The 26,140-nt window shown below is 59.7% G+C and carries 29 protein-coding genes; 17 read left to right on the top strand and 12 right to left on the bottom strand.

Annotated elements, in window-relative coordinates; genetic code table 11:
* Positions 1 to 100: 100 nt before the first annotated feature.
* The 3 genes from HNQ83_RS20360 to HNQ83_RS20370 form a co-directional block, all read right to left on the bottom strand.
* Positions 101 to 727, bottom strand: coding sequence for a LysE family translocator (locus tag HNQ83_RS20360; protein ID WP_175390594.1), 627 nt, complete (start codon positions 725 to 727; stop codon positions 101 to 103).
* A 65-nt stretch (positions 728 to 792) separates the two neighbouring features.
* Positions 793 to 2,142: an NCS2 family permease gene (locus tag HNQ83_RS20365; RefSeq protein WP_175390595.1), complete on the bottom strand. Its 1,350-nt coding sequence runs from the start codon at positions 2,140 to 2,142 to the stop codon at positions 793 to 795.
* Between the two features lie 290 nt (positions 2,143 to 2,432).
* Positions 2,433 to 2,876 carry a MarR family winged helix-turn-helix transcriptional regulator gene (locus HNQ83_RS20370; RefSeq protein WP_175390596.1) on the bottom strand — a complete coding sequence of 148 codons (444 nt, stop codon included), beginning with the start codon at positions 2,874 to 2,876 and terminating at the stop codon, positions 2,433 to 2,435.
* A gap of 82 nt (positions 2,877 to 2,958) precedes the next feature.
* On the opposite strand from HNQ83_RS20370, the gene HNQ83_RS20375 reads away from it, so the two are divergent.
* Entirely contained in the window at positions 2,959 to 4,125 is a 1,167-nt protein-coding gene (locus tag HNQ83_RS20375) for a PLP-dependent aminotransferase family protein (protein ID WP_175390597.1), read from the top strand.
* A 169-nt stretch (positions 4,126 to 4,294) separates the two neighbouring features.
* On the opposite strand, the gene HNQ83_RS20380 is transcribed toward HNQ83_RS20375, so the two are convergent.
* The 5 genes from HNQ83_RS20380 to HNQ83_RS20400 form a co-directional block, all read right to left on the bottom strand.
* Positions 4,295 to 4,666, bottom strand: a complete 372-nt coding sequence (locus HNQ83_RS20380; RefSeq protein ID WP_175390598.1) for a glutathione S-transferase N-terminal domain-containing protein — start codon at positions 4,664 to 4,666, stop codon at positions 4,295 to 4,297.
* A 104-nt stretch (positions 4,667 to 4,770) separates the two neighbouring features.
* On the bottom strand, positions 4,771 to 5,316 hold the full coding sequence (folE, locus tag HNQ83_RS20385) for a GTP cyclohydrolase I FolE (protein WP_007988130.1): 546 nt from the start codon (positions 5,314 to 5,316) through the stop codon (positions 4,771 to 4,773).
* A 77-nt stretch (positions 5,317 to 5,393) separates the two neighbouring features.
* Positions 5,394 to 5,951 (bottom strand): Smr/MutS family protein, encoded by a 558-nt coding sequence (locus tag HNQ83_RS20390; RefSeq protein WP_095059191.1) that lies wholly within the window; start codon positions 5,949 to 5,951, stop codon positions 5,394 to 5,396.
* 89 nt (positions 5,952 to 6,040) lie between these two features.
* A complete protein-coding gene (locus HNQ83_RS20395; RefSeq protein WP_175390599.1) occupies positions 6,041 to 6,361 on the bottom strand; it encodes a hypothetical protein in 321 nt (106 codons plus the stop codon).
* Between the two features lie 131 nt (positions 6,362 to 6,492).
* On the bottom strand, positions 6,493 to 7,083 hold the full coding sequence (locus HNQ83_RS20400; RefSeq protein ID WP_175390600.1) for a cysteine hydrolase family protein: 591 nt from the start codon (positions 7,081 to 7,083) through the stop codon (positions 6,493 to 6,495).
* A gap of 239 nt (positions 7,084 to 7,322) precedes the next feature.
* Here HNQ83_RS20400 and prmB point away from each other — a divergent pair, with 239 nt between their 5' ends.
* The gene (gene prmB, locus HNQ83_RS20405; RefSeq protein WP_175390601.1) at positions 7,323 to 8,231 is read left to right on the top strand and encodes a 50S ribosomal protein L3 N(5)-glutamine methyltransferase; all 909 of its coding nucleotides are present in this window, start codon (positions 7,323 to 7,325) and stop codon (positions 8,229 to 8,231) included.
* Positions 8,232 to 8,342: 111 nt separating this feature from the next.
* On the opposite strand, the gene HNQ83_RS20410 is transcribed toward prmB, so the two are convergent.
* On the bottom strand, positions 8,343 to 9,134 hold the full coding sequence (locus HNQ83_RS20410; protein ID WP_175390602.1) for a hypothetical protein: 792 nt from the start codon (positions 9,132 to 9,134) through the stop codon (positions 8,343 to 8,345).
* A gap of 99 nt (positions 9,135 to 9,233) precedes the next feature.
* Positions 9,234 to 10,187 carry an alpha/beta hydrolase gene (locus tag HNQ83_RS20415; RefSeq protein WP_175390603.1) on the bottom strand — a complete coding sequence of 318 codons (954 nt, stop codon included), beginning with the start codon at positions 10,185 to 10,187 and terminating at the stop codon, positions 9,234 to 9,236.
* 129 nt (positions 10,188 to 10,316) lie between these two features.
* On the opposite strand from HNQ83_RS20415, the gene aroC reads away from it, so the two are divergent.
* From aroC to mtnC, 5 genes are all read left to right on the top strand, one after another.
* Entirely contained in the window at positions 10,317 to 11,408 is a 1,092-nt protein-coding gene (gene aroC / locus HNQ83_RS20420) for a chorismate synthase (RefSeq protein ID WP_175390604.1), read from the top strand.
* 34 nt (positions 11,409 to 11,442) lie between these two features.
* On the top strand, positions 11,443 to 12,588 hold the full coding sequence (locus tag HNQ83_RS20425; protein WP_175390605.1) for an MFS transporter: 1,146 nt from the start codon (positions 11,443 to 11,445) through the stop codon (positions 12,586 to 12,588).
* Positions 12,585 to 13,205: a methylthioribulose 1-phosphate dehydratase gene (locus tag HNQ83_RS20430; protein ID WP_175390606.1), complete on the top strand. Its 621-nt coding sequence runs from the start codon at positions 12,585 to 12,587 to the stop codon at positions 13,203 to 13,205. Before HNQ83_RS20425 ends, HNQ83_RS20430 begins: the two co-directional genes overlap by 4 nt.
* A gap of 99 nt (positions 13,206 to 13,304) precedes the next feature.
* Positions 13,305 to 13,850 carry an acireductone dioxygenase gene (locus tag HNQ83_RS20435; RefSeq protein WP_175390607.1) on the top strand — a complete coding sequence of 182 codons (546 nt, stop codon included), beginning with the start codon at positions 13,305 to 13,307 and terminating at the stop codon, positions 13,848 to 13,850.
* Between the two features lie 4 nt (positions 13,851 to 13,854).
* Entirely contained in the window at positions 13,855 to 14,538 is a 684-nt protein-coding gene (gene mtnC, locus HNQ83_RS20440; protein ID WP_175390608.1) for an acireductone synthase, read from the top strand.
* A 111-nt stretch (positions 14,539 to 14,649) separates the two neighbouring features.
* On the opposite strand, the gene HNQ83_RS20445 is transcribed toward mtnC, so the two are convergent.
* Positions 14,650 to 14,928 (bottom strand): DUF3509 domain-containing protein, encoded by a 279-nt coding sequence (locus tag HNQ83_RS20445; RefSeq protein ID WP_175390609.1) that lies wholly within the window; start codon positions 14,926 to 14,928, stop codon positions 14,650 to 14,652.
* Positions 14,929 to 15,272: 344 nt separating this feature from the next.
* Between HNQ83_RS20445 and HNQ83_RS20450 the strand changes: the two genes are divergently transcribed.
* The 10 genes from HNQ83_RS20450 to HNQ83_RS20495 all read left to right on the top strand — a co-directional run bounded on the left by HNQ83_RS20450 (position 15,273) and on the right by HNQ83_RS20495 (position 24,434).
* Positions 15,273 to 17,111, top strand: a complete 1,839-nt coding sequence (locus HNQ83_RS20450) for a long-chain-acyl-CoA synthetase (RefSeq protein ID WP_175390610.1) — start codon at positions 15,273 to 15,275, stop codon at positions 17,109 to 17,111.
* Positions 17,112 to 17,207: 96 nt separating this feature from the next.
* On the top strand, positions 17,208 to 17,726 hold the full coding sequence (locus tag HNQ83_RS20455; protein ID WP_175390611.1) for an ankyrin repeat domain-containing protein: 519 nt from the start codon (positions 17,208 to 17,210) through the stop codon (positions 17,724 to 17,726).
* Between the two features lie 99 nt (positions 17,727 to 17,825).
* Complete coding sequence (locus HNQ83_RS20460) at positions 17,826 to 18,356, top strand: hypothetical protein (RefSeq protein ID WP_175390612.1); 531 nt, start codon at positions 17,826 to 17,828, stop codon at positions 18,354 to 18,356.
* Positions 18,357 to 18,438: 82 nt separating this feature from the next.
* Complete coding sequence (locus HNQ83_RS20465) at positions 18,439 to 18,630, top strand: PLDc N-terminal domain-containing protein (RefSeq protein WP_175390613.1); 192 nt, start codon at positions 18,439 to 18,441, stop codon at positions 18,628 to 18,630.
* Between the two features lie 265 nt (positions 18,631 to 18,895).
* A complete protein-coding gene (gene speE / locus HNQ83_RS20470; RefSeq protein ID WP_175390614.1) occupies positions 18,896 to 19,771 on the top strand; it encodes a polyamine aminopropyltransferase in 876 nt (291 codons plus the stop codon).
* A gap of 213 nt (positions 19,772 to 19,984) precedes the next feature.
* Positions 19,985 to 20,218 (top strand): hypothetical protein, encoded by a 234-nt coding sequence (locus tag HNQ83_RS20475; protein ID WP_175390615.1) that lies wholly within the window; start codon positions 19,985 to 19,987, stop codon positions 20,216 to 20,218.
* A gap of 210 nt (positions 20,219 to 20,428) precedes the next feature.
* The gene (locus HNQ83_RS20480) at positions 20,429 to 20,773 is read left to right on the top strand and encodes a ribonuclease E inhibitor RraB (protein WP_175390616.1); all 345 of its coding nucleotides are present in this window, start codon (positions 20,429 to 20,431) and stop codon (positions 20,771 to 20,773) included.
* A 488-nt stretch (positions 20,774 to 21,261) separates the two neighbouring features.
* Positions 21,262 to 22,671, top strand: a complete 1,410-nt coding sequence (locus HNQ83_RS20485) for a circularly permuted type 2 ATP-grasp protein (RefSeq protein WP_056853817.1) — start codon at positions 21,262 to 21,264, stop codon at positions 22,669 to 22,671.
* 12 nt (positions 22,672 to 22,683) lie between these two features.
* The gene (locus HNQ83_RS20490) at positions 22,684 to 23,634 is read left to right on the top strand and encodes an alpha-E domain-containing protein (RefSeq protein ID WP_175390617.1); all 951 of its coding nucleotides are present in this window, start codon (positions 22,684 to 22,686) and stop codon (positions 23,632 to 23,634) included.
* Entirely contained in the window at positions 23,631 to 24,434 is an 804-nt protein-coding gene (locus HNQ83_RS20495; protein ID WP_175390618.1) for a transglutaminase family protein, read from the top strand. Before HNQ83_RS20490 ends, HNQ83_RS20495 begins: the two co-directional genes overlap by 4 nt.
* Before the next feature lie 291 nt (positions 24,435 to 24,725).
* On the opposite strand, the gene HNQ83_RS20500 is transcribed toward HNQ83_RS20495, so the two are convergent.
* Entirely contained in the window at positions 24,726 to 25,547 is an 822-nt protein-coding gene (locus tag HNQ83_RS20500) for a cytochrome c (protein ID WP_175390619.1), read from the bottom strand.
* Between the last annotated feature and the right edge of the window lie 593 nt (positions 25,548 to 26,140).

Genomic DNA, 26,140 nt, shown 5'->3' on the forward strand with positions numbered 1-26,140 from the left:
CGAAAAGTGGGGCGTGTGCTGACGCCTTCGCGAGCAGGCTCGCTCCCACAGAGATATGCATTCCAATGTGGGAGCGAGCCTGCTCGCGAAGCTTTTGCTGTCAGCGGCTCAACAGAGAGGCTGCACCCGCACCACTGAACAACCCGGCACTTACCCGGTTGAACCAGCTCTGCCCCTTGCCGCTGCGCAGATACCGCGCCGCACCATGGGCGCCCAGGCCGTAGGCCAATTTGCACAGCAGGTCCAGCACGGTCCAGGTGGCGATCATCACCAGCAGCTGCGGCAGGAACGGTTGCTCGGCGCTCAAGAACTGCGGCAGGAAGGCGGCGAAGAACAGGATGTCCTTCGGGTTGCTGGCGCCCAGCATGAAGGCGCGGCCGAACAGTGCGCGAAAACGCGGCACTGGCGCCGCCTGGGGCACCTCGGCGCCGTGGGATGGCTGACGCGATTGCTGCCAGCTCTGCCAGGCGAGGTAGAACAGGTACAGCGCACCGACGATTTTCAGCACGCTGAACAGTTGTTCCGATGCCAGCAGCAATGCGCCCAGGCCCAGCGCCGAAGCGCTCAACAGGCAGATCGAAGCAATCACGCCCCCGAGAAACGCCGGGTAGGAACGGCGCAACCCGTAATTCAGGCTGTTACTGATCATCAGCAAGGACAGTGGCCCCGGGATCAGGATCACAACCAACGCAGCGCCGCTGAACAGCAGCCAGGTTTCCAGACTCATCACTTTCCTCCATTTGCACAAAAGCCTCACCCGACGGGGTGAGGCTGTTTTGAATCCTGTACCGCTTACAAGAAGATGAACTTGGCGATGAAGATCGCGCAGAGCACCCACAGGCTCACGGAAATTTCCTTGTACTTGCCGGTGCCGGCCTTCAGCGCCACATAGGTGATGAAGCCCAGCGCGATACCGTCGGCAACCGAAAAGGTCAGGGGCATCATGATCGCGGTGACGATCGCCGGAATGCTGTCGGTCGCTTCGTCCCATTCGATATGCGCCATGCCGCCCATCATCAGCATGGCTACATAAATCAGCGCACCGGCGGTGGCATAGGCAGGGATCATCCCGGCCAGCGGTGCGAAGAACATGGCTGCAATAAATAGCACACCTACGGTCACGGCGGTAAGACCAGTCCGACCACCCGCCGCTACGCCAGCGGCACTTTCCACGTAGCTCGTTACTGGAGGAACACCGACCACCGCACCGAATACGCTGGACGCGCTGTCGGCTTTCATGGCGCGGGAGAGGTTTTCGATCTTGCCATCAGCGCCTACCAGGTTGGCGCGCTGGGCGACACCCATCAGTGTGCCGGCGGTGTCGAACATGTGCACAAAGAGGAAGGCCAGCACCACGCTGATCATGCTGACGTTGAACACGCCGGCGACGTTCATGGCCATCCAGGTGGGTGCCAGGCTTGGCGGGGCCGACATGATTCCTTCGTAATGCACCAGGCCCAGGCCCCAACCGGCCAGGGTCACCGTGATGATGCTGATGAGGATTGCGCCGAACACTTTGTGGTAGCTGAGGATCGCGATCATCAGGAAGCACACGGCTGCCAGCAGCGGGCCAGGCTCGCGCAGGGAACCGAGTTTGATCAGGGTTGCCGGGCTATCGACGACGATACCGGCAGTTTTCAAGCCGATCAGCCCCAGGAACAGACCGACGCCGGCGCCCATGGCGAAGCGCAGACTGACCGGAATACTGTTGAGCAGCCATTCGCGGATCCTGGAGAAAGTCAGGATCATGAACAGCACACCGGATACGAACACCGCACCCAGGGCCGTTTCCCAGTTGTAGCCCATGGTGCCGACCACGGTGTAGGTAAAGAACGCGTTCAGGCCCATGCCCGGTGCCAGGCCGACCGGCCAGTTGGCGTACAGGCCCATCAACAGGCAACCCAGCGCAGCGGCGATACAGGTGGCGACGAATGCCGCGCCATGATCGATCCCGGCATCCGCCATGATGTTGGGGTTGACGAAAATGATGTAAGCCATGGTGATGAAGGTTGTCAGACCGGCAATCAGCTCGGTCTTCACCGTGGTGCCATGCAAGCTGAGTTTAAAGATGCGCTCCAGCCAGCCATTGCGTAAAGGCGGCGAGAGATCCAGCGTCGATGCTTCGGATTTGCGGCTTTCCACAGCGAGTACTCCTCAAGAGTTTTATTTTTATTTCCAGGGCCGGACCCGAGGGGGGTGGCAGCGGCCCTTTGAGGCACTTGCGAATTTCCTGACTGCTTGGTCAAGAACTCGCACGAAGTGGATTATGCTTTTGTATACAAATAAAGCAAATAATGTTTTTGATTTTGTCGACGAAAAGTTTGGTGATTGGGATATATCACCTGACAGGACGCCATCGCGAGCAGGCTCGCTCCCACAGGGGGATGCGGTCACCTGTAGGAGCGAGCCTGCTCGCGATGGTTTTGTGGTACTCAGATTTTTTGTTGGTTCTCACCAAGCGCGAGATTCACCGCCAGCCAGCCATTCACCGCTGCTTCCCCGGCTTCGGCAAACACCCGCTCCAGCAATTTCACCTGCTCACGGCGCAGCGCCTGTTCAAACCGCGCGCCCTCATCGGTCAGTTCCAGCAGTCGTTTTCGCTTGTCCGTCTCGGACGCGACGCTGTTCACCAGATGCATTTCCAGCAACTGGCGCAGCGGCATGTTCAGCGCCTGTTTGGTCACGCCGAGCAGTTCCAGCAACTCCTTGACGCTGAGGCTCGGATAACGGGCGATGAAAAACACAATGCGCTGATGCACCCGGCTCAAGCCGCGACGCTCCAGCATTTCATCGGCTTTGGCGGTGAAGGCCTGGTAACCGAAGAAAAACGCTTCCATGGCCTGTTGCTGGGAAATCGGGTTTTTAAGGTCAAGCATGTTGACGTATCCCTTCGGGCTGACGTAATTTCGGTCAACAAGTTTGACTCATTTTTCTCTGGCTTCGCTACCGGTGATCCCCATGGCTTTTTCCGAACGTGTCTCGCGCCTTAAAAGTTCTTTGATCCGTGAAATCCTCGCGGCCGCCCAGCGCCCGCAAGTGATGTCGTTTGCCGGGGGGCTGCCGGCCGAAGTCATGTTGCCCAAGGTCGAATGGGCCGACATGCCTGCCTCCATGGGCCAATACGGCATGAGCGAAGGCGAGCCGGCATTGCGTGAAGCCCTGGCCGCCCAGGCGCGGGCGTTGGGCGTTCCCTGCGAGGCGAGTCAGGTGCTGGTGGTCAGCGGCTCCCAACAAACCCTCGATCTGGCGGCCAAGCTCTACATCGACAAGGGCACCGAGGTCCTCCTCGAAGCGCCGACCTACCTGGCGGCGCTGCAGATCTTCCAGCTGTTTGGCGCCGATTGCCTCACCGTGCCGCTGGAGGCCGATGGCCCGAACCTGGCGCAATTGCGTTTGCGCCTGGAGAAGCACCGTCCGGCGTTCATCTACCTGATCCCGACCTTCCAGAATCCGTCAGCGGTGCGCTACAGCGAAGCCAAGCGCGAAGCCGTGGCCGCGTTGCTGGACGAATTCGGCGTGACACTGATCGAGGACGAGCCCTACCGTGAGTTGACCTTTGATGGCGGCAGCGCCAGACCCATTGTCGGGCGCCTGAAGAAAGCCAGCTGGATTTACACCGGCACGGTCTCGAAAACCCTGCTGCCGGGGTTGCGCGTGGGGTATCTGATCGCCAGCCCGGACCTGTTCCCGCACCTGCTCAAGCTCAAGCAATCGGCGGATCTGCACACCAATCGGGTCGGCCAGTGGCAAGCGCTGCAATGGATTGGCAGCGAGCCATTCCAGCAGCATCTGAGTGAGTTGCGCGACTTCTATCGGCAGCGTCGCGATGCGTTTCAGGCCGCTCTGGAACGGTACTTTTCCGACCTGGCGGATTGGAACGTGCCCGAGGGCGGGCTGTTTTTCTGGCTGACGCTCAAGCAGCCCCTGGATACCCGGACGTTGCTCAATGCGGCGCTGGCCGATGATGTGGCGTTCATGCCGGGCGAGCCGTTTTTCCCTGAGCCGGACAACCATCACGGGCATTTGCGTTTGAACTTCAGCCACATAGAACCGGCGCGACTGGATGAAGGGCTCAAGCGATTGGCGGCGGTGGTGCGACAGGCTCAGGCGGCGAAGGCGGCGTGAGGGCAGGGTAGAAACGAATAAACCGGCCATTGGGCCGGTTTATTTTTGTCCGAGAGTTGTGGTGTTTGTGATGGCCTCAACGCGAGCAGGCTCGCTCCCACAGTTGACCGCATTCCAATGTGGGAGCGAGCCTGCTCGCGAAGGCGTCAGTCAGCGCACCACAAAACCATCAGACAGCAGCAAAACGCTTATCCAGATAATCAATGATCACCTTGGACTCATACATCCAGGTGGTCTTTCCATCTTCTTCGATGCGCAGGCACGGCACCTTGATCTTGCCGCCTTGCTCCAGCAGGGTCTGGCGATCCTGTTCGCTGTTCTTCGCATCGCGCAAGGTTACCGGTACGTTCAGGCGACGCAGCGTGCGGCGGGTTTTCACGCAGAACGGGCAAGCATGGAATTGATACAGGGTCAGGCCCTTGGCGGCGGCTTCGACCTGGGCCTGAGCGGCGGCGGGGCGCTGCTTCTTGCCGGGACGAGTGAGGAAGTCGATGAAGATGATCAGTTGGCCGAGGCCGACACGAAGCGCTTTGACGAACACGTTGTAAGCCTCACGGGGCGAATGAAGAAAGTCGCGCAGCTTACCTGATTTTTCACAGGCGAAAAAAAACCGGCGATGAATGCCGGTTTTCTTCGTGTGGCGAATTACTTGATGAGGCTGAGGAATTCGCTGCGAGTCGCCGCGTTTTCACGGAACTCACCGAGCATCACCGAGGTGATCATCGTCGAATTCTGCTTTTCCACACCGCGCATCATCATGCACATGTGCTTGGCCTCGATCACCACTGCCACGCCCAGGGCACCGGTCACCTGCTGGACCGCATCGGCGATCTGGCGGCTGAGGTTTTCCTGGATCTGCAGGCGGCGGGCGTACATATCGACTATCCGCGCGACTTTCGACAGGCCCAATACCTTGCCGCTCGGGATGTAGGCGACATGAGCCTTGCCGATGAACGGCAGCAGGTGGTGTTCGCACAACGAGTACAGCTCGATGTCCTTGACCAGCACCATTTCGCTGTTGTCGGAGCTGAACAAGGCACCGTTGGTGACTTCTTCAAGCGTCTGCTCATAACCGCGGCAGAGGTACTGCATGGCTTTGGCGGCACGTTTTGGCGTGTCGAGCAGGCCTTCGCGGGACACGTCCTCGCCCAATTGGCCGAGGATCGCGGTGTAATTCTGTTCCAGGGACATGAAACTACCTGTGGGATTTTACGCAAAGAACAAGGGTACGGTGGCGGACACGACGCTGCAAGCGTGATGCATCAGCTTTACTCGTCGCGACCTTCCATCATGGTGCGTTTGAGCATCACATAAACCGCGCCGGCACCGCCGTGTTTCGCCTGGCAAGAGGTGAAGCCGAGCACCTGAGGATGCTGGCGCAACCAGGTGTTGACGTGGCTTTTGATCATCGGCCGCTTGCCGTCCAGGCGCACCGCTTTGCCGTGGGTGACGCGCACGCAGCGGATTTCGAATTTGGTGGCTTCGGCCAGAAACGCCCAAAGGGTTTCCCGGGCCTTTTCCACGTTCATGCCATGCAGGTCGAGGCTGCCTTCGAACGGAATCTGGCCGATCTTGAGCTTGCGCATCTGGCTTTCCTGCACGCCGTCACGGGCCCACATCAGTTCGTCTTCCGGCCCGACGTCAATGACGAACTGATCGGACAGTCCGTCGACGGTGGTCGCATCGGTGCGCACGGTGGCGGCCTGTCGCAGCTTGGCGATCTGCGCGCGGTCAGCTTTGGGTTTGCCGGTTTCGGCGCGATCGTGCTTGATCGGCTTTACGCCTTGGATCGCGCTTTTGAACAGGGAAAAATCGTCGTCTTGCATGTCAGCCTCCGCGAAGGGCGGCCAGTTTACCCAACTCCGGGCGAATCGGGGCACGACAAAACGCGCGGCGCTGGTCCGCGTCCTTGAAATCAGTCGTGTTTTTTCATCAGGTGCGGGGACATGTTGAGCTGCTGCGACTGCCGTGAGCGGCGCCGGCAGCGACGCCACATCCATATGCCGAGGTACAGCACGAACAGACCAATCACCAGAATTACCGCGGCACCGACGCGGTTGGTGTTCATCTCGCCCAGGGCAGGTGCGTGACCCAGCAGGGCGGCGACGCCGGCCATGGCGAGCAACACTCCGCAGGTTGCCAGCAGCGCAGCGAACGCCGCGCCGATTCGAAAACGCCAGTTGCGTTGGCCTTTGGGCCGCAAGCGGCGAGCGTCAAAACCATCGGATAACTTCATTCCGACCTTCCTCAATGGGTATCGGCCCTTCGACCGGAAGTTGACCGGGATGTTCCTGAGGCTAAGACAATTGCAGCTAATGAGAGGCTTTTACGGATGAGCGGCGGCATGGACCGCTCATTAATCGTTGTTCAGACCAGATCATTGGTCTGGGCGACGGCGGCAAAGTTGTCCGCCATGATCGCCATTTCGGTCCGCTGCACATCCTCGGCGCTCAGGACGCCGCCCTTGTACGGCAGATCGCGGGTGGCACAGGCGTCTTCCACCAGGGTGCAACGGAAGCCCAGGTTTTTTGCTGCCCGTACCGTGGTGCTGACACTGGAATGGCTCATGAAACCGCACACCACCAGATCCACCGAACCCAACTCTTCCAGGCGTTTCTTCAGGTCCGTGCCATGGAATGCACTCGGCAGGATCTTTTCAATCTTGATTTCGCCGGCCAGCGGCTCCAGCCCGGGAATGAACTGTCCACGCTCACCCCGAGGGTCGAACAACCCCCCGACGGTGCCGAGGTGGCTGACATGTACGATCGGCCGACCGGCCGCACGGGCAGCAGTCACCAATTTCTTGATGTTCGCGACAGCCGAATCCATGCCGCTCAGGGCCAGGGGACCGCTGAGGTATTCTTTCTGGGCATCGATGATGATAAGGGTCGCATGACTCAGTTTGGCTGCTGCATAACCGCGGCCGCTGAGTTGAAACATCGTTTGTGGAACGGACATTCTGGGGCTCCTTGGAGTGGGGCTTTTGCGACATTGTCCTCTGGCTGAGCGCTTCTGTGAATCGCTTCCATCGTAGGCACCGTCGTTACTGGCGTGCAGCGTTGTCAAGTCGTCCGTTTTGTTCAATATCAGGTGAGAAAAATAGAATAGTCCTACATTTGCTCCGGTGTTTTTCCTGCGTCGTCGTGGCGACGTTTGGCTGGTAGAATCGCCCGTCGATTTTTCTGGAGTTTGCCGTCGTGATCACTTCCCGCCTTCGTACCCTGCGTGACCATATCCGTTGGGCCGTCAGCCGCTTCCATGGGGAGGATCTGTTTTTCGGCCATGGGACCGACAATGCCTGGGACGAAGCCCGTCAACTGGTGTTGGGTGCGCTGCACTTGCCGTGGGAAATTTCTGACAGCTACCTCGACTGCAATCTGGAAGAAGACGAATTGGTGCACTTGCAGCAGTTGCTCAAGCGTCGCATCGAAGAGCGCGTGCCGACGGCCTACCTGCTGGGCGAAGCCTGGTTCTGTGGCATGTCGTTCATCGTCGATGAGCGCGTGCTGATTCCGCGTTCGCCGATTGGCGAGTTGATCGAAAACCGTTTTACCCCTTGGCTGGGCACTGAGCCTGCGCGGATCCTTGACCTGTGCACCGGTTCAGGTTGCATCGGTATCGCCTGCGCCTACGAGTTCCAGAACGCTGAAGTGGTGCTGGCCGATCTGTCGTTCGAAGCGTTGGAAGTGGCCAACCAGAACATTGAACGCCATGGCGTCGATGAGCGGGTCTACACAGTGCAGGGCGATGGTTTCGATGGTTTGCCGGGGCAGCGCTTCGACCTGATCGTGTCGAACCCGCCATACGTCGACGCCGAAGATTTCGCCGACATGCCCGACGAGTACCAGCATGAACCGGAACTGGGCCTGGCTTGCGGCGACGATGGTTTGAACCTGGTGCGACGCATGCTCGCCGAAGCAGCGGATCACCTGACCGAGAAGGGCTTGCTGATTGTCGAGGTGGGCAACAGCCAGGTGCACGTCGAAGCGTTGTACCCGGAAGTCGACTTCGCCTGGCTGGAGTTCGAGCGTGGCGGGCATGGCGTGTTCATGTTGACGGCCGAGCAGTGCCGGGATCATCAGGCGCTGTTCGCTTCCCGCGTTTAACCGTCAAAAAGCTTCGCGAGCAGGCTCGCTCCCACAGGGGATTTGTGAACGACACAGATCCAATGTGGGAGCGAGCCCGCTCGCGAATAGCCGCGCCGCGGTTTCAAGCTGTCAACGGTGCGTCGCAATCCAGATCAACAACCCCGCCTGAAACACCGCAAACGCCACCAGGCAGGTAATGGTGAAGCGCAATCCCGCGTCTTCCCGCTTGTACTTGCTGACTTTTTCTTCGTGCTTCTTGAGTTTGACTTCCTGCTCGGCCAGGTTCTGTTCGGCCTGCTGCAGCATCTGCGCGGCTTCAAGAATTTCCACGACTTGCAGTTTTTCCGTGTTCCAGTCGCCCAGCAGGTCGCCGACCTGAACCTCGTCGACACGGCCCTTCAAATGCTGGGCGTCGGCGTAAACCACATCGAAACCGTGCACGCGCAGAAAGTGATCGCGGCGCAGGCGTGTGTCTTCGTTCAGTGCGTCCTTGTTGTTGAGGTCAATGGCGTCGACGGTGTAGGCGGGCCAGCGCTTCTTCGCCCAGGTAATGCCTTGTGCCGCGATGAAACGGCCGATGCCACGGTTCAGCGGTTCGATCTGCAGGCCGCTGTCCGGGCTGAAGTGCACGCGTTTTTCGGTGTGATCGACCCACACGTCCAGATGATTCTGTTCCTTGCGCACGCGCTGGCCAGGCAGGGAGATGGACATGCGCATCAGGCTGCGTTGCTTGTCGTTGCGCTCGGCGTAACCGAATTCGACAAAGCGCAAGGGCCGCCCGCCGGTGTTGCGATCGGTCTGCAATGGCGCCAGGCGGAGCATCTTGTGGTGCTCGACGCGGACGTCCGCCCATGGCAGCTCGACCGCTGGCGGTGCGTCTTTTTCAGCGGTGGTGTCGGGTGAAGTCGGGGTATCGGTCATAACGGCGAGATCCTGTCCAAGCTCAGCTTGTCGCCAGCCAGTGCGCTGGCGACAAAGGCTTATCGGCCGTTTTTTTCAGGACTGGAGGGTAATCACCGCTTAACTGGCGCGAAGTCCGTCAATAAATCCGATGATTCGCGCGCCCAGTTCCGCCGCCAGCGGCAAATTCGGATCCTTGTAGGAGGCCAACTGGCGTTTGATGTCGTTGGGCACGATGCGCAGGACATGGTTCATGCCGTCGATCAGCGCCAGTTCGGCGTCCGGTTTGGCCGCTTTTAGCAGGCGAGCGTCGTCGACACCGACCTGGATATCGTTGCTGCCCTGAATGATCAGCGCTGGCATTTTCAACCGGGCGAAGGCCGCCGCCGGGTCCACGCGGAACAATGAAATCAGGTACGGCTGCACGCTCGGGCGGAAAATCACCTGCAGTGGTGGCGGTACGTTGTCGTCGGTTTTTCCAGCCTTGAGGCTGTCGAGCAACTCGTTGCTGCGCAGCATCAGGGGCGGCGGCAGGCGATTACTCAACTGCTGGCGCAGTACCTGATCGATGGGGCGGGCGCTGCCGGACAGGGAAATCACCGCCGCCGCATCGACGCTCGGCGCGGCAAGACTGGCGATCAGTGCGCCTTCGCTGTGGCCCAGCAGAATCAACGGGCCAAAACGCGGGTCGGTCTTGAGTTTCCGGCCCCAGGCCTCGGCGTCGGCTACATAGGCTTGCAGCGACAGATTACGTTCGTCCGGGGTGGCCGCCAGGCTCGCCGCCACGCCGCGTTTGTCGTATCGCACGCTGGCGATGTTGTGTTTGGCCAGCACCCAGGCCAGGCGTTTCAGGCTGTCGTTGCGCCCTCCGTCCGGGTTGTTTCCGTCGCGATCCGTAGGACCGGAGCCGGAAATGATCAGGACAACCGGTACCGGTTTGTCGGACTTTGGCAGCAACAGCGAGCCGAAAAGCTCGCCGGTGCCGGTGTCCAGGGAAATCGGTCGTTGCAGGACTGTCGCCTGGGCGAAGCCGGACATCAGGGTAAGGCTCAAGATCAAAACTCGCAGCATCATCACGCCATCATCAACAGGATGCGTGTTGGACTCACAGGCACCCGTAAGGTTCGAGGATGAACTACTTGGGTAGCCTGCGTATACTGGCGGCCATTACGTATTTGGGTTCGATTTCACGGAGCGTCCTGCATGTCCGGCAATACCTACGGCAAGCTGTTCACTGTCACCACCGCTGGCGAAAGCCATGGTCCGGCGTTGGTCGCCATTGTCGATGGCTGCCCGCCGGGCCTGGAGATCTCGTTGGAAGATCTGCAGCGCGACCTGGACCGGCGCAAGCCCGGCACCAGCCGCCACACCACCCAGCGCCAGGAAGCCGACGAAGTCGAAATCCTTTCCGGGGTTTTCGAAGGTCGCACCACCGGTTGCGCCATCGGCCTGTTGATCCGTAACACCGACCAGAAGTCCAAGGACTACTCGGCGATCAAGGATCTGTTCCGCCCGGCCCACGCCGACTACACCTACCACCATAAATACGGCGAGCGCGATTACCGTGGCGGCGGTCGCAGCTCGGCCCGTGAAACGGCCATGCGCGTGGCCGCTGGCGCCATTGCGAAAAAATACCTGGCCACCCAGGGCATCGTCATTCGCGGCTACATGAGCCAGCTCGGTCCGATCGAAATCCCGTTCAAGACGTGGGATTCGGTGGAGCAGAACGCGTTCTTCAGCCCTGATCCGGATAAAGTGCCGGAACTGGAAGCCTATATGGATCAGTTGCGCCGCGACCAGGATTCGGTCGGCGCGAAGATCACCGTGGTGGCCGAAGGCGTGATGCCGGGCCTGGGTGAGCCGATCTTCGACCGCCTCGACGCAGAACTGGCCCATGCGCTGATGAGCATCAACGCGGTCAAGGGCGTGGAAATCGGCGCCGGTTTCGCCAGCGTCGCCCAGCGCGGCACCGAGCACCGCGATGAAATGACCCCGGAAGGTTTCCTCAGCAACAACGCCGGTGGCATTCTCGGCGGCATCTCGTCCGGTCAGCCGATCGTCGCGCATCTGGCGCTGAAACCGACGTCGAGCATCACCACGCCGGGCCGCTCCATCGATATCCATGGCAATCCGGTGGAGGTCATCACCAAGGGCCGTCACGACCCGTGCGTCGGCATCCGCGCCACGCCGATCGCCGAAGCGATGATGGCCATCGTGCTGATGGATCACCTGCTGCGTCACCGCGGGCAGAACGCCGATGTGCGTGTGAGCACGCCGGTGCTGGGTCAGCTTTAATGGCTGACAACAAAGCCGCTGCGGTCTGACGGGCGTGGCGGCGCTCCCGTACTGGCGGCTTTCCAGTTTCTACCTGTTCTATTTCGCCTTGCTCGGTTCGACAGCGCCGTTTCTGGCGCTGTACTTCGATCATCTGGGATTTTCCCCGGCGCGCATCGGTGAACTGGTGGCGATCCCGATGCTGATGCGCTGCGTGGCGCCGAACATCTGGGGCTGGCTCGGCGACTACACCGGCCGGCGGCTGGCCATCGTGCGCTTCGGCGCGGTCTGCACACTGCTGACGTTCTCGCTGATTTTCGTCAGCAAGACCTACGCCTGGCTGGCCATGGTCATGGCCTTGCATGCGTTCTTCTGGCATGCGGTGTTGCCGCAGTTCGAGGTCATCACCCTGGCGCATTTGCAGGGCCAGACCTCACGCTACAGCCAGATCCGCTTGTGGGGCTCCATCGGTTTCATCATCACTGTGGTCGCGCTCGGGCGCCTGTTCGAATGGCTGAGTCTGGATATCTACCCAGCGGCGCTGGTGCTGATCATGGCCGGGATAGTCCTGAGCAGCCTGTGGGTGCCGAACGCGCAACCGGCGCAAGGCAACCGACCGACGGGGGAGGGGTTCCTCAAACAGTTACGCAGCCCCGGGGTGTTGGCGTTTTACGCTTGCGTGGCGCTGATGCAGATGAGCCACGGACCCTATTACACCTTCCTGACCCTGCATCTTGAACGCCTGGGTTACAGCCGTGGCGTGATCGGCATGCTCTGGGCCGTTGGCGTGGTGGCCGAGGTGCTGATGTTCATGGCCATGAGTCGGATTCTGGCGCGCTTCTCGTTGCGCCGGGTGCTGCTGGCGAGTTTTCTGCTGGCGGCACTGCGTTGGGTGCTGCTGGGGTCGCTTGCCGAGTTCCTCTGGGTTTTGCTGTTTGCCCAGGTCCTGCACGCAGCGACCTTCGGCAGCTTTCACGCCGCTGCCATTTCCTTCGTGCAACGTAGCTTCGGCGCGCGCCAGCAAGGGCAGGGCCAGGCGTTGTACGCCGCGCTGGCCGGCACCGGCGGTGCGTTGGGCGCGTTGTATTCCGGCTATAGCTGGAATGCCCTCGGCGCGGCATGGACCTTTAGTATTGCCAGTCTCGCAGCCCTCGCGGCTGCCGTTATCATTGCCACACGTATGCAAGAGGACAGGCCATGAGCCTTACCCGTGAACACCTCGCCCAGGAAATCATCGACGCCGGGCGTTTTTTGTATGGCCGCGGCTGGTCGCCGGCCACCAGCAGCAATTATTCGACCCGACTGTCGCCGACCGAAGCCCTGCTGACGGTGTCCGGCAAGCACAAGGGCCAGCTGGGACTGGATGATGTGCTCGCCACGGATCTCTCGGGCAACAGCCTGGAGCCGGGCAAGAAACCGTCCGCCGAAACCCTGCTGCACACGCAGCTCTATAGCTGGCGCCCGGAAATCGGCGCGGTGCTGCACACCCATTCGGTGAATGCCACGGTGTTGTCGCGGCTGACGCCGGAAGATTTCATCGAGTTCGAAGACTACGAACTGCAAAAAGCCTTCAGCGGCGTGTCGACCCACGAATCCCGGGTGCGGGTGCCGATTTTCGACAACGATCAGGATATTGCGCGGCTCGCCGCCAAGGTGCAGCCTTGGCTCGACGCCCATCCCGATTGCGTCGGTTACCTGATTCGCGGCCATGGCCTCTACACCTGGGGCGCGCGCATGAGCGACGCACTGCGGCAGATCGAGGCCTTTGAATTTTTGTTCGAGTGCGAGTTGAAGACTCGCAGCGTGTTGAACCGTTAACGGCAGACTTATCCACAAGTCGCCCATCGCCTGATGCAGCGCTGCGCCCGACCGGTGTCCACAAACCGGACGGCGCGGCCGATACCGAGGAATCGCCCCATGAGCAGCCTGTCCGTTTATCACGTCTCCAGCCCTGAGATTCCCAACAAGGTGCTGACCCATTTCGAAGACATTGCCTCGACCCTGGCCGAACAGGGCGTGCGCTTCGACCGCTGGCAGGCCGCCGCGAAGATCCAGCCCGGCGCCAGCCAGGAGGAAGTGATCGCTGCCTACCAGGAGCAAATCGACAAGCTGATGACCGAACGCGGCTACATCACGGTCGATGTGGTCAGCCTGAACAGCGATCACCCGCAAAAAGCCGAATTGCGCGCCAAGTTCCTCGAAGAACACCGTCATGGCGAGGACGAAGTACGCTTTTTCGTCGCCGGGCGTGGTCTGTTCACCCTGCATATCGATGACTACGTCTACGCCGTGCTCTGCGAGAAAAACGACCTGATCTCGGTGCCGGCCGGTACCAAGCACTGGTTCGACATGGGTGAGCACCCGCATTTTGTGGCGATTCGCCTGTTCAATAACCCGGAAGGCTGGGTGGCCAACTTCACCGGTGAAAACATCGCCAGCCAATTCCCGCGCCTGGAGGACTGAATCGATGCCGATCAAAGCGATTCTCACCGACATCGAAGGCACCACCAGCGCGGTGAGTTTTGTGTTCGACGTGCTGTTTCCCTACGCCGCCAAACATTTGCCGGCGTTCGTGAGCCAAAACGCCTCGCGTGCCGATGTGGCCGAACAACTGGACGCGGTGCGCCGGGACAGCAGCGAGCCGAATGCCGACGTCGAGCGCGTCATCGAAATCCTGCTGGGCTGGATTGCCGAAGACCGCAAGGCCACGCCACTCAAGGCTTTGCAGGGAATGGTGTGGGAGCAGGGGTATCAGGCCGGGCAACTCAAGGGCCATGTGTACCCGGACGCCGTTGAAGCGTTGCAACGCTGGCATCAGGCCGGTTATCAACTGTTCGTTTATTCCTCAGGCTCGATCCAGGCCCAGCGCCTGATCTTCGGGTGTTCGGAGGCGGGGGATCTGACGCCGCTGTTCAGCGGCTACTTCGACACCACCTCCGGACCCAAGCGCGAGGCGCGGTCCTACGCCACTATCACCCAAGCGATCGGGGTCGAGGCGTCGCACATTCTGTTCCTGTCGGACATCGTCGAAGAGCTGGACGCGGCGCGTGAGGCCGGGATGGCGACGTGCGGATTGGCCCGCGAGGGCGGCGAACTGGCGGGGCATGTGACCGTGGACAGTTTTGCGCGCATCGAGCCTTCCACGTTCTAGACACACATTCCTGCAGGAGCAATGCTTGCTCCTACAGGGAATGCATAAACAAAACAGGCCGTGAAGCGAAAGCATTCACGGCCTGTTTTGTTTATACGGCGTTAAAACAATTTACGCCGAGTGATAAGTCGGCAACGCAAACCGTTGCTGGCTCTGCAGCATGGAAATCTGCGGCAGTTCGCTGGCCTGCTCGGCGAGGTCGCGGCGAATCGCGCTGATCACCCACGACAGTTGATCGCCATTGTGCAGTTGCTGGTAGGAAATCGAGCGTTTGAAGACTTTGTCGCCGGCGCCACGCAATGTCAGCAGAATCCCGCCATCGGGGCGTGGCTGGGTGGTGACCTCGAAGTTGGAGAACAAGGATGAAAATTTTTCCTGGATCAGGCTCATGTCTTTCAGCTCCGTGATGACTTGAATGGCAAGCATGCACAGAGGGTTGCAGTGATTGTGCCAGTATCGTTTTTCGTAAAATATCCTTTAAAAACAGTATGTTATATTTTTTGCTGATTTTCGATTTCGTGCAATTTGCAAGAATGGCCATCGTGCATCCTGCATTTTGCGTGGTCGTCGGCGATTCGATGGAACCTTTGTGCGTGGCCGTGCTCGCGATTTGAAACAGCACTGCCGTAGATACAAAACATTTCAAAAACCGCGTGTACAGCTCAAGAACCCTTGACGTATTTTCGGGCTTCAATCAGCGCCGCCCGACAATAAAAAGAGCGAACGGGAGCATCATGAGCCGCACGCCAAGCGACACGATTACCTGGAGCATGATGCTCCGCAAGTTGCCTTCCATTGCCAAAGTCATCCCGCGGGTGGTGAAGGGCATGAAAGTCGCCAACGTCAAGGACCCGACCCAATCGTGTGGCCTGGGCTGGAGTTTCGAACAGGCGACGCTGCGCAACCCTGATGGCCCGGCCCTGCTGCACGGCGAGGTTTCGCTGACTTATGCACAGGTCAATCGGTGGGCCAATCGCATCGCCCATCATTTGATCGAGCAAGGCATCGGCAAGGGTGACGTGGTAGCGGTGTTCATCGAGAACCGCCCTGAACTGTTAGTGACAATACTGGCGGTGGCCAAGGTCGGGGCGATCAGTGCCCTGCTCAATACTTCACAGACCCGCGATACGCTGACCTATAGCCTGAACCTGGTGGCACCGGCCGCCATTGTGGTCGGCGAGGAACTGGTCGCTGCGTTTTTGGCGGTGCGCGAGCGTGTGGCGATCGAGGCCGCGCGAACCTGGTTTGTCGCCGATCAAGACACCTACGACCATCCTGGAATCGCCCCGGAGGGCTTCATCAACCTGATGACCGCCAGTGTGGACGCCGACAGCGACAACCCGGCCAGCAGCGCGCAGGTTTTCTTTGATGACCCCTGTTTCTATATCTACACCTCGGGCACCACCGGGTTGCCCAAGGCCGGGGTGTTCAAGCACGGGCGCTGGATGCGCAGCTCCGTCAGCTTCGGGATGATCGCGCTGGATATGCGCCCGGAAGATGTCGTCTATTGCACCTTGCCGCTGTACCACGCGACCGGTTTGTGTGTGTGCTGGGGCTCGGCCATCAGCGGTGCCTCGGGGTTTGCCATCCGACGCAAGTTCAGTGCGAGCCAGTTCTGGAGCGATGTACGCAAGTACCGCGCAACCACCATCGGCTACGTCGGCGAATTGTGTCGTTATCTGGTCGATCAACCGCCCAGCGCCAACGATAACCAGCACGGCGTGATCAAAATGATCGGCAATGGCCTGCGCCCTGGCGCGTGGCGGGAGTTCAAGACGCGTTTTGGCGTCAAGCACATCTGCGAGCTGTATGCCGCCAGCGACGGCAATATCGGTTTCACCAACATTTTGAATTTCGACAACACTGTCGGTTTTTCCCTGATGTCCTGGGAGTTGGCGGCGTACGACCACGCCAGCGGTGCGCCAACCCGCCAGGCCAATGGTTTCATGCGCAAGGTCGGCAAGGGCGAGCAGGGGCTGTTGCTGGCGAAAATCGACGACAAGGCGCCGCTGGATGGGTACACCGACCCACAGAAAACCGAGAAAGTTGTCTGCCACGATGTATTTGTGAAGGGCGACCGTTACTTCAACACCGGCGACTTGTTGCGCAATATAGGTTTCGGGCATGCGCAGTTTGTCGATCGCCTGGGCGACACCTATCGCTGGAAAGGGGAAAACGTCTCGACCACCGAAGTGGAGAACGCACTGCTCAAACATCCGCAAATTTCCGAAGCGGTGGCCTATGGCGTGGAAATTCCCAACACCAATGGCCGGGCCGGAATGGCGGCGATTACCCCCGCCGAATCCCTCGCCACCCTGGATTTCAGTGAGTTGCTGGCGTTTGCCCGGCAACAGATGCCGGCCTATGCCGTGCCATTGTTTCTGCGGCTGAAAGTCAAAATGGAAACCACCGGGACCTTCAAGTATCAGAAGGTGCGGCTCAAGGACGAGGCCTTCGATCCGGGAAGAACCGGCGATGACCCGATCTACGCATGGCTGCCGGGTACCGACACCTATGTGCAGGTCACCCCACGGATACTGACGGACATTCAGGCTGGAAAGTACCGCTATTGAATGTGGCTATGGCTCTGCATCAGAAAAAAGAAGTGACAGTGCCGGGGCTGCTCGGGAAACTGTCGGCTTAGCGAATAACTGAATGTGGAGCGTTCAATGTCAGACAAAAGCCGCCAGATGACCCCCGAAGAAGCCGCCGAATTTGCCGAACAGGTATTCAACAAGGCACGGGAGGGCGATGCGGCCATGATGGCTGCGCTGCTGACCAAAGGCTTGCCGCCGAACCTGCGCAATCACAAGGGCGACACGTTGCTGATGCTGGCCGCGTACCACGGCCATGTGGACACCGTGAAAGTCCTGCTCGAACACAAGGCTGATCCGGAAATCCGCAACGATAACGGTCAAAGTCCGATCGCCGGTGCTGCCTTCAAGGGTGATCTGGCGGTGGTCACGGCGCTGGTCGAGGGTGGTGCGCAGGTTGAAGGTTCGTCGTTCGACGGTCGCACTGCATTGATGATGGCGGCGATGTTCAACCGTGTCGCCATCGTCGACTACCTGATCAGCAAAGGCGCCGACCCGAAAGCCAAGGATGCCAACGGTATTACGGCGCTGGATGCGGCGAAAACCATGGGCGCGGCCGATACTGTTGCGCAGTTGGAAAAACTGTTGGGCTAAACCCAATCCTGTAGGAGCAAGCTTTGCTCCTACAGTCATTGCAAGGCGTAATGCGGTATCCTTCGCGCCCTCAAAATTCCCTCGCTACAGGATTTCCCCATGAAAGCCGCACTCGTCGAACTCATCAGTAAAATCAGCTCCGGGTGCATGGGCGAAGATGAAATCCTCAAGGTGGCTGATGAAGCGGCTCAGGCTTACGCGGATCCTCAGGGTTTTCTGACGGCCAACCCGGACATCAACTACGACGACACCTTCCCGATCCCGCTGGGGGAGTGGGTGGTCGTCGGCAGTCTGCCGGAAACCGTGCTGTTCCAGGCGGATACCTATATGGATCTGTTCACCCAGATCGTTGCGTCGTTTGGTCCAGGTGTCGAGTTCAACCTCAAGCCCAAGCAACTGGCCAAGACCGAAGCCCTGACCGCGCTTAATCGCATCCAGGTGCAAATGAGCAGCCTGAACAAGGAAAACGGCGGTTACACGCTGCTGAACTTCAGCCAACTGCTCGACGATGAACTGCAAGTGGTGCTGGTCTACGGCAACGATGTACCTCGGGTCATTGAGTTGTGCGCCGAAGTCGGTATCGCCGCGGCGCCTGCCCTGGAAGCCCTGAAGGTGGCCATCCACGTCTGAGGCGGTAAAGCTGTCAATAAAAGGGAACCCTCGCCGGGGCCGGCTATCCTAAGCATGCATACCATTGCTCGGGAGCGTCACCATGGGGTCCACCTTTTACAGCCTGGTTGGCTTGATCATTTTTGCCCTGGATATCTGGGCAATTATCAACGTGCTGAAAAGTGGCGCAGAAATAGGGATGAAAATCCTTTGGGTGCTGTTGATCCCGTTGCTGCCGGTTTTGGGCCTGATCATCTGGGCCATTGCCGGGCCGCGGGGGGATGTCAGGATCTGAGCACTTATCCACAGACCACACATAACCCTGTGGGAGCGTGGCTTGCCCGCGATAGGATCGCTGCGGTGCAACTGATAGATCGGGTCGTCTGCATCGCGGGCAAGCCACGCTCCCACAGGGATTGTTGCAAGCCGATCAACTGAGGTTCGACCTGTCATGTTCCGCGACGTAGAATGCGCGCCTTTCCCGGGCAATCGAGGCAATCGATTGCCCATCATGGGCGGGTAACCGTCCGTTGCCACCCGCATTCATCGGAGCACTTCCCATGAGCACCACCCCAACCAGCGACTACCTGGAAACCCTCTACGAAGGCTACGGCCAGCGTTTTCGCATGGACAAACTGCTGCACGAAGTGCGCACCGAACACCAGCACCTGGTGATCTTCGAAAACCCGCGCATGGGCCGCGTCATGGCGCTGGACGGTGTGATCCAGACCACCGAAGCCGACGAATTCATCTACCACGAGATGCTCACGCACGTACCGATCCTCGCCCATGGCACCGCCAAGCGCGTACTGATCATCGGCGGCGGCGACGGCGGCATGTTGCGCGAAGTGACCAAGCACCGCGGTGTCGAACACATCACCATGGTCGAGATCGACGGCACCGTGGTCGACATGTGCAAGGAGTTCCTGCCGAACCACTCCAAAGGCGCCTATGACGACCCGCGCCTGAACCTGGTGATCGACGACGGCATGCGTTTCGTCGCCACCACCACCGAAAAATTCGACGTGATCATTTCCGACTCCACCGACCCGATCGGTCCGGGGGAAGTGCTGTTTTCGGAAAACTTCTACCAGGCCTGCCATCGCTGCCTGAACGAAGGCGGCATCCTGGTGACCCAGAACGGCACGCCGTTCATGCAGATCGAAGAAGTCAAAACCACCGCCGGTCGCCTGCGCAGCCTGTTCCCGGACTGGCACTTCTACCAGGCGGCGGTGCCGACCTACATTGGCGGCTCGATGACGTTCGCCTGGGGCTCAACCCATACCGCTTATCGCCAATTGTCCCGTGAGACCCTGCAACAGCGTTTCGCGGGCAGCGGCATCGTCACGCGCTACTACAATCCAGAAATCCACATCGGCGCTTTCGCCTTGCCGCAGTACGTGCTGCAAGCTGTGGGCAAGCCAAGCAACGATTGATGGTTGATGCTTAACCCTGCAGGAGCTGCCGAGTGCAACGAGGCTGCGATCTTTTGACCTTGGTCGTTAAAAGTTCGCAGCCTCGTTGCACTCGGCAGCTCCTACAGGCTCGGTGATTTTATGCCGAGGTGTTGTAATCCATTGGAACGATCAATTCGAACTAAAGTCGAGATAGGTGTAAGCCCATTTGCGGGTTTGGTTGAGGAGGCTCCGATGTCAAAGTGGAAAGTCACTTTCGTGGATGATCATGGAGAAACGATCGACGAACTCTTCGAGTGCGAGGAATGCCCGAGTCACGAGCAGGCCGCCAAACTCATCAAGGAACGGTTCCTTCCTGTCGCCGCCAAGCTGGATCTGAACGATCTGGAAGGGCGAACCGCTGATGCGACTGTCAAAAACCTCAAAGCCCAGAACAGCATTCAAATCCTCGGCATCACGCCAATCTGAACGTCACCTGTCACATTCACAACCAGGCCTTGGCAGCGGCTCTGTCCTGAGGCTACTCTGCAATCGAGATCAGCGAACGGATCGCTAAGGTCTGGTCTTCAGCTTCATGCTTGTTTCCCCGCCGGCACATCGATTGCCGACACGCCGCATCCAGGATTTAGCGCGCAGGGAGTACGGAAAGTCTATCCATCGGTTTGAGGAGGACGTTTCATGAGCAAAGCCTATCAAGAAGACATCAGCAGCAGCGTGCTGCGCCGCATGAAAGAAGGCGGTTTCGACTTTTCACGGTTCCATCCCATTGAGTTCTACGCCATTTTCCCGGACGAGGAGCGGGCACGCAGGGCGGCAGGTCATTTTCATCGAGGAGAATCCCTGAACGCGCAGATCAGTGTGCGTGACGACGGCGCATGGGCGCTGGAACTGAGCAAGGTGATGTACGCCACCTACGACGACATTGGCGATTTCGAGCAGGGTTTTGAAGCTGTGGTCGAGCCACTGGGCGGCATCATTGAAGGCTGGGGCGTCAAGCAGGAGGTACGAGGGCGACTCGCATAAGCTTATGAACAGCAGCAAACGGCAATAACGGCTGACCTTCGGGTTGGCCGTTTTCGTTTGTGGCCGTTGAAAAAGGCTATGGCAGCCCGCTGAAACAAATCTTCGGCAAAAAAAAGCCACCTGAGCGGGTGGCTAAAAGGGAAGACCGGAAAGGAGGGAAACCGGTCAGATCATGCCGGAGCGGGCTGCCAGTGCAGCCGAAAAATCGAGGCTGAAGGTTTCACCCACTTGATGCAGATGAAGTTTTTTCAGCGGATGTGCGGATTATCCACAGCGTTAACCGGGCAGTGAAATCAACTCTGGCTATGCTGGTGATAGGCAATGGCATTGCCTTGCAATGAAGCGGGGGCGATCAGGTTGGAGCAGTTGCCGCACAGGATTGGTGCGGTGCTCGCGCATCGATTATCCAACTGATTGATATCAAAGCGTTTATGCCGATGGCGCGGGCCTTGCAGAGGTCCGTACGTCCGGGTGACAAGGAGTACGGCATGATCCGCACCTATTTTGATGAGATGTACGATGCCGGCGGCCAGGTCCGCCCGCATTATCGGGAGTTTGCCCGTTGGCTGGCCGAAACGCCTGACGAGCTTTTGGCACAACGGCGACGCGAGGCCGATCTGCTGTTTCATCGCGCCGGGATTACGTTCACGCTCTACGGTGATGAGCAGGGGACAGAGCGCCTGATTCCCTTCGACACCATTCCCCGCAGTATTCCGGCCAGCGAATGGCGCGTGGTCGAGCGCGGCTGTATCCAGCGGGTCAAGGCGTTGAACATGTTCCTCGCCGACCTGTATCACGAACAACGGATCATCAAGGCCGGCATCATTCCGGCCGAGCAGGTGCTTGCCAACGAGCAATACCAGTTGGCGATGCAAGGGCTGGATCTGCACCGCGATATCTATTCGCACATCTCCGGTGTCGATCTGGTGCGCGACGGCGACGGCACCTATTACGTGCTCGAAGACAATCTGCGCACGCCCAGCGGTGTCAGCTACATGCTCGAAGACCGCAAGATGATGATGCGCCTGTTCCCCGAACTGTTCGCGGCGCAACGCATCGCGCCCATCGACCATTATCCGAACCTGCTGCTCGATACCCTCAAAAGCTCCAGCCCGATCGACAACCCGAGCGTTGTAGTGCTGACGCCGGGGCGCTTCAACAGTGCGTTCTTCGAACATGCGTTTCTGGCGCGGGAGATGGGCGTGGAGTTGGTGGAGGGCGCGGACCTGTTCGTGCGCGACGACAAGGTCTATATGCGCACCACCGACGGACCGAAAGCCGTCGATGTGATCTATCGCCGCCTCGACGATGCGTTCCTCGATCCGCTGGCTTTCAACCCGGACTCGATGCTCGGCGTACCGGGGCTGCTGTCATCCTACCGCTCCGGCAACGTGGTCCTGGCCAACGCCATCGGCACCGGCGTGGCGGACGACAAGTCGGTGTATCCCTTCGTCACGGACATGATTCGCTTCTATCTGGATGAAGAGCCGATCCTGAAGAACGTGCCGACCTGGCAATGCCGTAACCCCTCCGAGCTGTCTCATGTGCTGGCCAATCTGCCGGAACTGGTCGTCAAGGAAACCCAGGGCTCCGGCGGCTACGGGATGCTGGTGGGACCGGCGGCGACCGCGGCGGAAATCGAAGCCTTTCGCGCGCGAATCATCGCCAAGCCCCATGCCTACATCGCGCAACCGACGCTGTCGCTGTCGACCTGTCCGACCTTTGTCGAAAACGGCATCGCGCCGCGCCATATCGACTTGCGTCCGTTTGTATTGTCCGGCCGCGAAACCCGGGTCGTGCCCGGCGGCCTGACCCGTGTCGCCCTGCGCGAAGGCTCCCTGGTGGTGAATTCCTCCCAGGGTGGCGGAACCAAGGACACCTGGGTGGTCGAGGATTGAAGGAAGCCTGTCATGTTAAGTAGAACTGCCTCGGATCTGTATTGGATGTCGCGTTACCTGGAGCGGGCGGAAAACCTCGCGCGGATGCTCGACATCAGTTATTCGCTGTCACTGATGCCACAGGATGGCCGTGGCAACGGTCTGCACGAACTGGCCATGCCGCTGTTGATTACCGGCACGCTGGACGATTACCTCGAACGCCACGGCGAACTGCATGCCGAACGATTGCTGCATTTTTTCGCGCTGGACGCGGCCAACCCGGCGAGCATCTACAGCTGCCTCGGCGCGGCACGGGCCAGTGCCCATGCGGTGCGTGGGCGAATCACCGCCGACATGTGGGAAAACATCAACGCGACCTGGCTGGAAATTCGCGGGATAGCCGAGCAGGGCCTGAGCCGCTACGGCATGAGCCGTTTCTGCGAGTGGATCAAGGAGCGCTCCCACCTGTTCCGTGGCGCGTCCTACGGCACCATCATGCGTAATGACGCGTTTCGCTTCATTCGCCTGGGGACGTTCATCGAAAGGGCTGACAACACCTTGCGCCTGCTCGATGCCCGTTACGAAATGGCTGGCGACCAGGCCGAAGCGGTCAGCGATGGCACGGCTCACGCCTATTACCAGTGGAGTGCCTTGCTGCGAGCACTGTCGTCGTTCGAGGCCTACACCGAAATCTACCGCGACGCCCCCGGCGCCCGGCATGTGGCCGAATTGCTGTTGCTGCGCGCGGACGTGCCGCGCTCCCTGCGGGCCTGCACCGAAGAAATCGACCAGATCCTCGCCCAGCTTCCGGGGGCCAACGGCCGTCCGGCGCAACGCCTGGCGGCGGAGATGGACGCGCGCCTGCGTTACACCGGCATCAACGAAATCCTCGACGAAGGCCTGCATGCCTGGCTGACCGAGTTCATCCCGCTGGTGCGCCAGTTGGGCAACGCGATTCACAGTTCTTACCTGGAGGCTGCATGAGACTTTCCATTAGCCACGAGACCACCTATCACTACGAAGATCAGGTGCGGGCGAGCATCCAGTATTTGCGACTGACACCCCACGACAGCGAGCGCCAGCACGTGCTCAGCTGGCAGCTCAACCTGCCGCGCCCGGTCCGTGCGCAACTCGATCCGTTCGGCAACATCCTGCATGTGCTGACCATGGATGAGCCCCACGAGGCGATCATCATCGGTGCCCGTGGGCAGGTCGATATCGACGAGCTGCGCGAGGCCGAGCACGAGAGCCAGTCAGCGTTGCCGTTCCTGCGTTTCACTCGACTGACTGAAGCTGACGCGGCGTTGCGTGCGTTCGCCGAGAGGGAATGTAAGCAGCGTCGTGACCGCACCGCGCTGATTGATCTGATGCATTGCCTGAACCAGCACATGACCTATACGCCGGGGTCCACCGAAGTGGACACCAGCGCCGCCCAGGCGTTTGCCGGGCGTTCCGGCGTGTGCCAGGACCACACCCATGCGTTTCTCGCCTGTGCTCGCAGCCTCGGCGTTCCGGCGCGGTATGTCTCGGGGTATTTGTACAGCGAAAACAGCGAACACCTGGCCAGTCACGCCTGGGCCGAAGCCTGGCTCGACGACGCCTGGTACAGCTTTGATGTGACCAACGAATTGGCCCGTCCCGAGCGCCATTTGAAACTGGCGGTGGGCCTGGACTATCTGGACGCCTGCCCGGTGCGCGGCATGCGTCGCGGGGGCGGGTGTGAGCAGATGCATGCCAAGGTGTTCGTGTCGCCGACGCCTGTGATCTCCGTCCAGCAACAGTAATCGCCGACGCCATCATCCCCTGTGGGAGCGAGCCTGCTCGCGAAAGCGGTCTTTCAGTCAGGACATTCGTGACTGACACACCGCCTTCGCGAGCAGGCTCGCTCCCACAATGAGATCTGCAGTGGATTAACCGTGGGAGCAAGCCTGCTCGCGGAAGCGGTCTTTCAGTCAATACATGCGTGACTGACACACTGCCTTCGCGAGCAGGCTCGCTCCCACGATGAGATCTGCAGTGGATTAACTGTAGGAGCGAGCCTGCTCGCGAAGAGGCCAGCCCGGGCAACACCAAGCTCAGGGTTTAACCTTGCGCCCCACCATATGCTTCAAATACCCCACCAACATTCCCAGGTCTTCATCCGGCAACACCTCGGCTGAAAAACCGGGCATCTTCGCCTGCGGCCACTGGCGCAAGCCTTGCGGGTCACGGATGTAGCGCTTGAGAAAATCCGCGCCGAAGTATTCGGTGGGGTTGTACGGAATATTCAGGTCCGGCCCGAACTGCGAATCCCCGGCACCGTTGAGTCGATGGCACGCCAGGCAGTTTTTCTGAAACAGTGCGAAACCCTTGTTCACCGGGTCGTCTGCCTTCAACGCAGGGTCAGGCAGCAGGGCAGGGAAGCGCTCGGCCACCGGCGCCATGCGCTTGATACTGGCCACTTCGAACGGCCATTGTTCGGGGCTGATATTACCCGCCCGCGGATCGGTCCAGACCAGGTAAAACGGCCCGGCACTGTGCTTGCCTTCCGACAGGGGCGGCCAAGGTTTCGCCGGGTCTTCAATCGCCAGCCAGGCGCGCGCGCCCTGGGTATTGAGCAACGGCGCCGCCGACAACTCGGCGGCAAAACCATCGAGGGCAACCGCTTGCAAATGCTCTTGCGGTTTGACGCCCGTCAGCAACGCCGCCAGTGGAACAGCGCGATAGCTCATGTCGCGTTTGTAGGAAACGTCATTGGGGATACTGATAGTTTGGACCTGAGGATGCTTGAGCAACTCCTCGGTCTGCCAGGTACGGCTTTGCGCGCCCAGCTCAAGGTTGAGCTGCGCGGCATACAGAGGCGTGCTGAGCAGCAGGGCCCCGGACAGAATGAGCGTTTTCAAATGATCGCCGTCCATGTCGTGGTAGTGCCGCAAAGATTGGCACAGCCACGCTGGCCCGGGTAGCGAGCCAGTCACATTTTTGTCGTGGCGAAAACGCTGACGCTTTGTATTTCAACGACCGATTAGCCGATCACCTTGGTCAGGTTCGGCAAGATCAACAACAGTGTGGTGGCAAAGAGAATGAGACCTGCCTGACGAACTTTCGATTGTTTGAACATGGCTGACCGCCTTTTTTTTTGTTATTTCCTGATGCCTGCCTGCACGACTCCATGACGGCAAACGTTGCACTTCCTGTAGGACGAGCGCCTCGGCAAAACCCGACGACAACTTCGTACATCTTCACCTTAGAGCCCGCGTCACTCGTGCTTTAGATCCATTTAGTATGGTGTTCTCAGTCTTTGCTATTAAAAAGGCATGAGGCCTATTGCCAGCTTCTTGGGCGGCCTTTTGCTAGACACCTGCGTGTCAAGAATCGGATCGACCGTTTGTTGACGACCGTCCGTCTGAGCGTGAGCGTCAATGCCGATGAGCGCTGCGGTCATTGAATCCGTTGCGCCCCGAGCCAAGAGTGTGAGCTGTGTTTTTCACTCACCTGCACTGCGGTTTCG

The organism is Pseudomonas sp. C2B4, assembly GCF_013359695.1.
Classification (GTDB): Bacteria; Pseudomonadota; Gammaproteobacteria; order Pseudomonadales; family Pseudomonadaceae; genus Aquipseudomonas.

Bases quoted from the DNA above. Each gene is read 5' to 3' on its own strand.
- HNQ83_RS20460 (WP_175390612.1), top strand. From the start codon at position 17,826: ATGAAAGCCGCACTCGTCGAACTCATCAGTAAAATCAGCTCCGGGTGC.
- HNQ83_RS20370 (WP_175390596.1), bottom strand. From the start codon at position 2,876: ATGCTTGACCTTAAAAACCCGATTTCCCAGCAACAGGCCATGGAAGCG.
- folE (WP_007988130.1), bottom strand. From the start codon at position 5,316: ATGTCCCTGGAACAGAATTACACCGCGATCCTCGGCCAATTGGGCGAG.
- HNQ83_RS20450 (WP_175390610.1), top strand. From the start codon at position 15,273: ATGAGCCGCACGCCAAGCGACACGATTACCTGGAGCATGATGCTCCGC.
- HNQ83_RS20375 (WP_175390597.1), top strand. From the start codon at position 2,959: ATGGCTTTTTCCGAACGTGTCTCGCGCCTTAAAAGTTCTTTGATCCGT.
- HNQ83_RS20465 (WP_175390613.1), top strand. From the start codon at position 18,439: ATGGGGTCCACCTTTTACAGCCTGGTTGGCTTGATCATTTTTGCCCTG.
- HNQ83_RS20475 (WP_175390615.1), top strand. From the start codon at position 19,985: ATGTCAAAGTGGAAAGTCACTTTCGTGGATGATCATGGAGAAACGATC.
- HNQ83_RS20495 (WP_175390618.1), top strand. From the start codon at position 23,631: ATGAGACTTTCCATTAGCCACGAGACCACCTATCACTACGAAGATCAG.
- HNQ83_RS20445 (WP_175390609.1), bottom strand. From the start codon at position 14,928: ATGAGCCTGATCCAGGAAAAATTTTCATCCTTGTTCTCCAACTTCGAG.
- HNQ83_RS20415 (WP_175390603.1), bottom strand. From the start codon at position 10,187: ATGATGCTGCGAGTTTTGATCTTGAGCCTTACCCTGATGTCCGGCTTC.
- HNQ83_RS20500 (WP_175390619.1), bottom strand. From the start codon at position 25,547: ATGGACGGCGATCATTTGAAAACGCTCATTCTGTCCGGGGCCCTGCTG.
- HNQ83_RS20480 (WP_175390616.1), top strand. From the start codon at position 20,429: ATGAGCAAAGCCTATCAAGAAGACATCAGCAGCAGCGTGCTGCGCCGC.
- HNQ83_RS20490 (WP_175390617.1), top strand. From the start codon at position 22,684: ATGTTAAGTAGAACTGCCTCGGATCTGTATTGGATGTCGCGTTACCTG.
- HNQ83_RS20390 (WP_095059191.1), bottom strand. From the start codon at position 5,951: ATGCAAGACGACGATTTTTCCCTGTTCAAAAGCGCGATCCAAGGCGTA.
- HNQ83_RS20400 (WP_175390600.1), bottom strand. From the start codon at position 7,083: ATGTCCGTTCCACAAACGATGTTTCAACTCAGCGGCCGCGGTTATGCA.
- HNQ83_RS20455 (WP_175390611.1), top strand. From the start codon at position 17,208: ATGTCAGACAAAAGCCGCCAGATGACCCCCGAAGAAGCCGCCGAATTT.
- HNQ83_RS20485 (WP_056853817.1), top strand. From the start codon at position 21,262: ATGATCCGCACCTATTTTGATGAGATGTACGATGCCGGCGGCCAGGTC.
- HNQ83_RS20395 (WP_175390599.1), bottom strand. From the start codon at position 6,361: ATGAAGTTATCCGATGGTTTTGACGCTCGCCGCTTGCGGCCCAAAGGC.
- mtnC (WP_175390608.1), top strand. From the start codon at position 13,855: ATGCCGATCAAAGCGATTCTCACCGACATCGAAGGCACCACCAGCGCG.
- HNQ83_RS20430 (WP_175390606.1), top strand. From the start codon at position 12,585: ATGAGCCTTACCCGTGAACACCTCGCCCAGGAAATCATCGACGCCGGG.
- speE (WP_175390614.1), top strand. From the start codon at position 18,896: ATGAGCACCACCCCAACCAGCGACTACCTGGAAACCCTCTACGAAGGC.
- HNQ83_RS20360 (WP_175390594.1), bottom strand. From the start codon at position 727: ATGAGTCTGGAAACCTGGCTGCTGTTCAGCGGCGCTGCGTTGGTTGTG.
- aroC (WP_175390604.1), top strand. From the start codon at position 10,317: ATGTCCGGCAATACCTACGGCAAGCTGTTCACTGTCACCACCGCTGGC.
- HNQ83_RS20435 (WP_175390607.1), top strand. From the start codon at position 13,305: ATGAGCAGCCTGTCCGTTTATCACGTCTCCAGCCCTGAGATTCCCAAC.
- HNQ83_RS20410 (WP_175390602.1), bottom strand. From the start codon at position 9,134: ATGACCGATACCCCGACTTCACCCGACACCACCGCTGAAAAAGACGCA.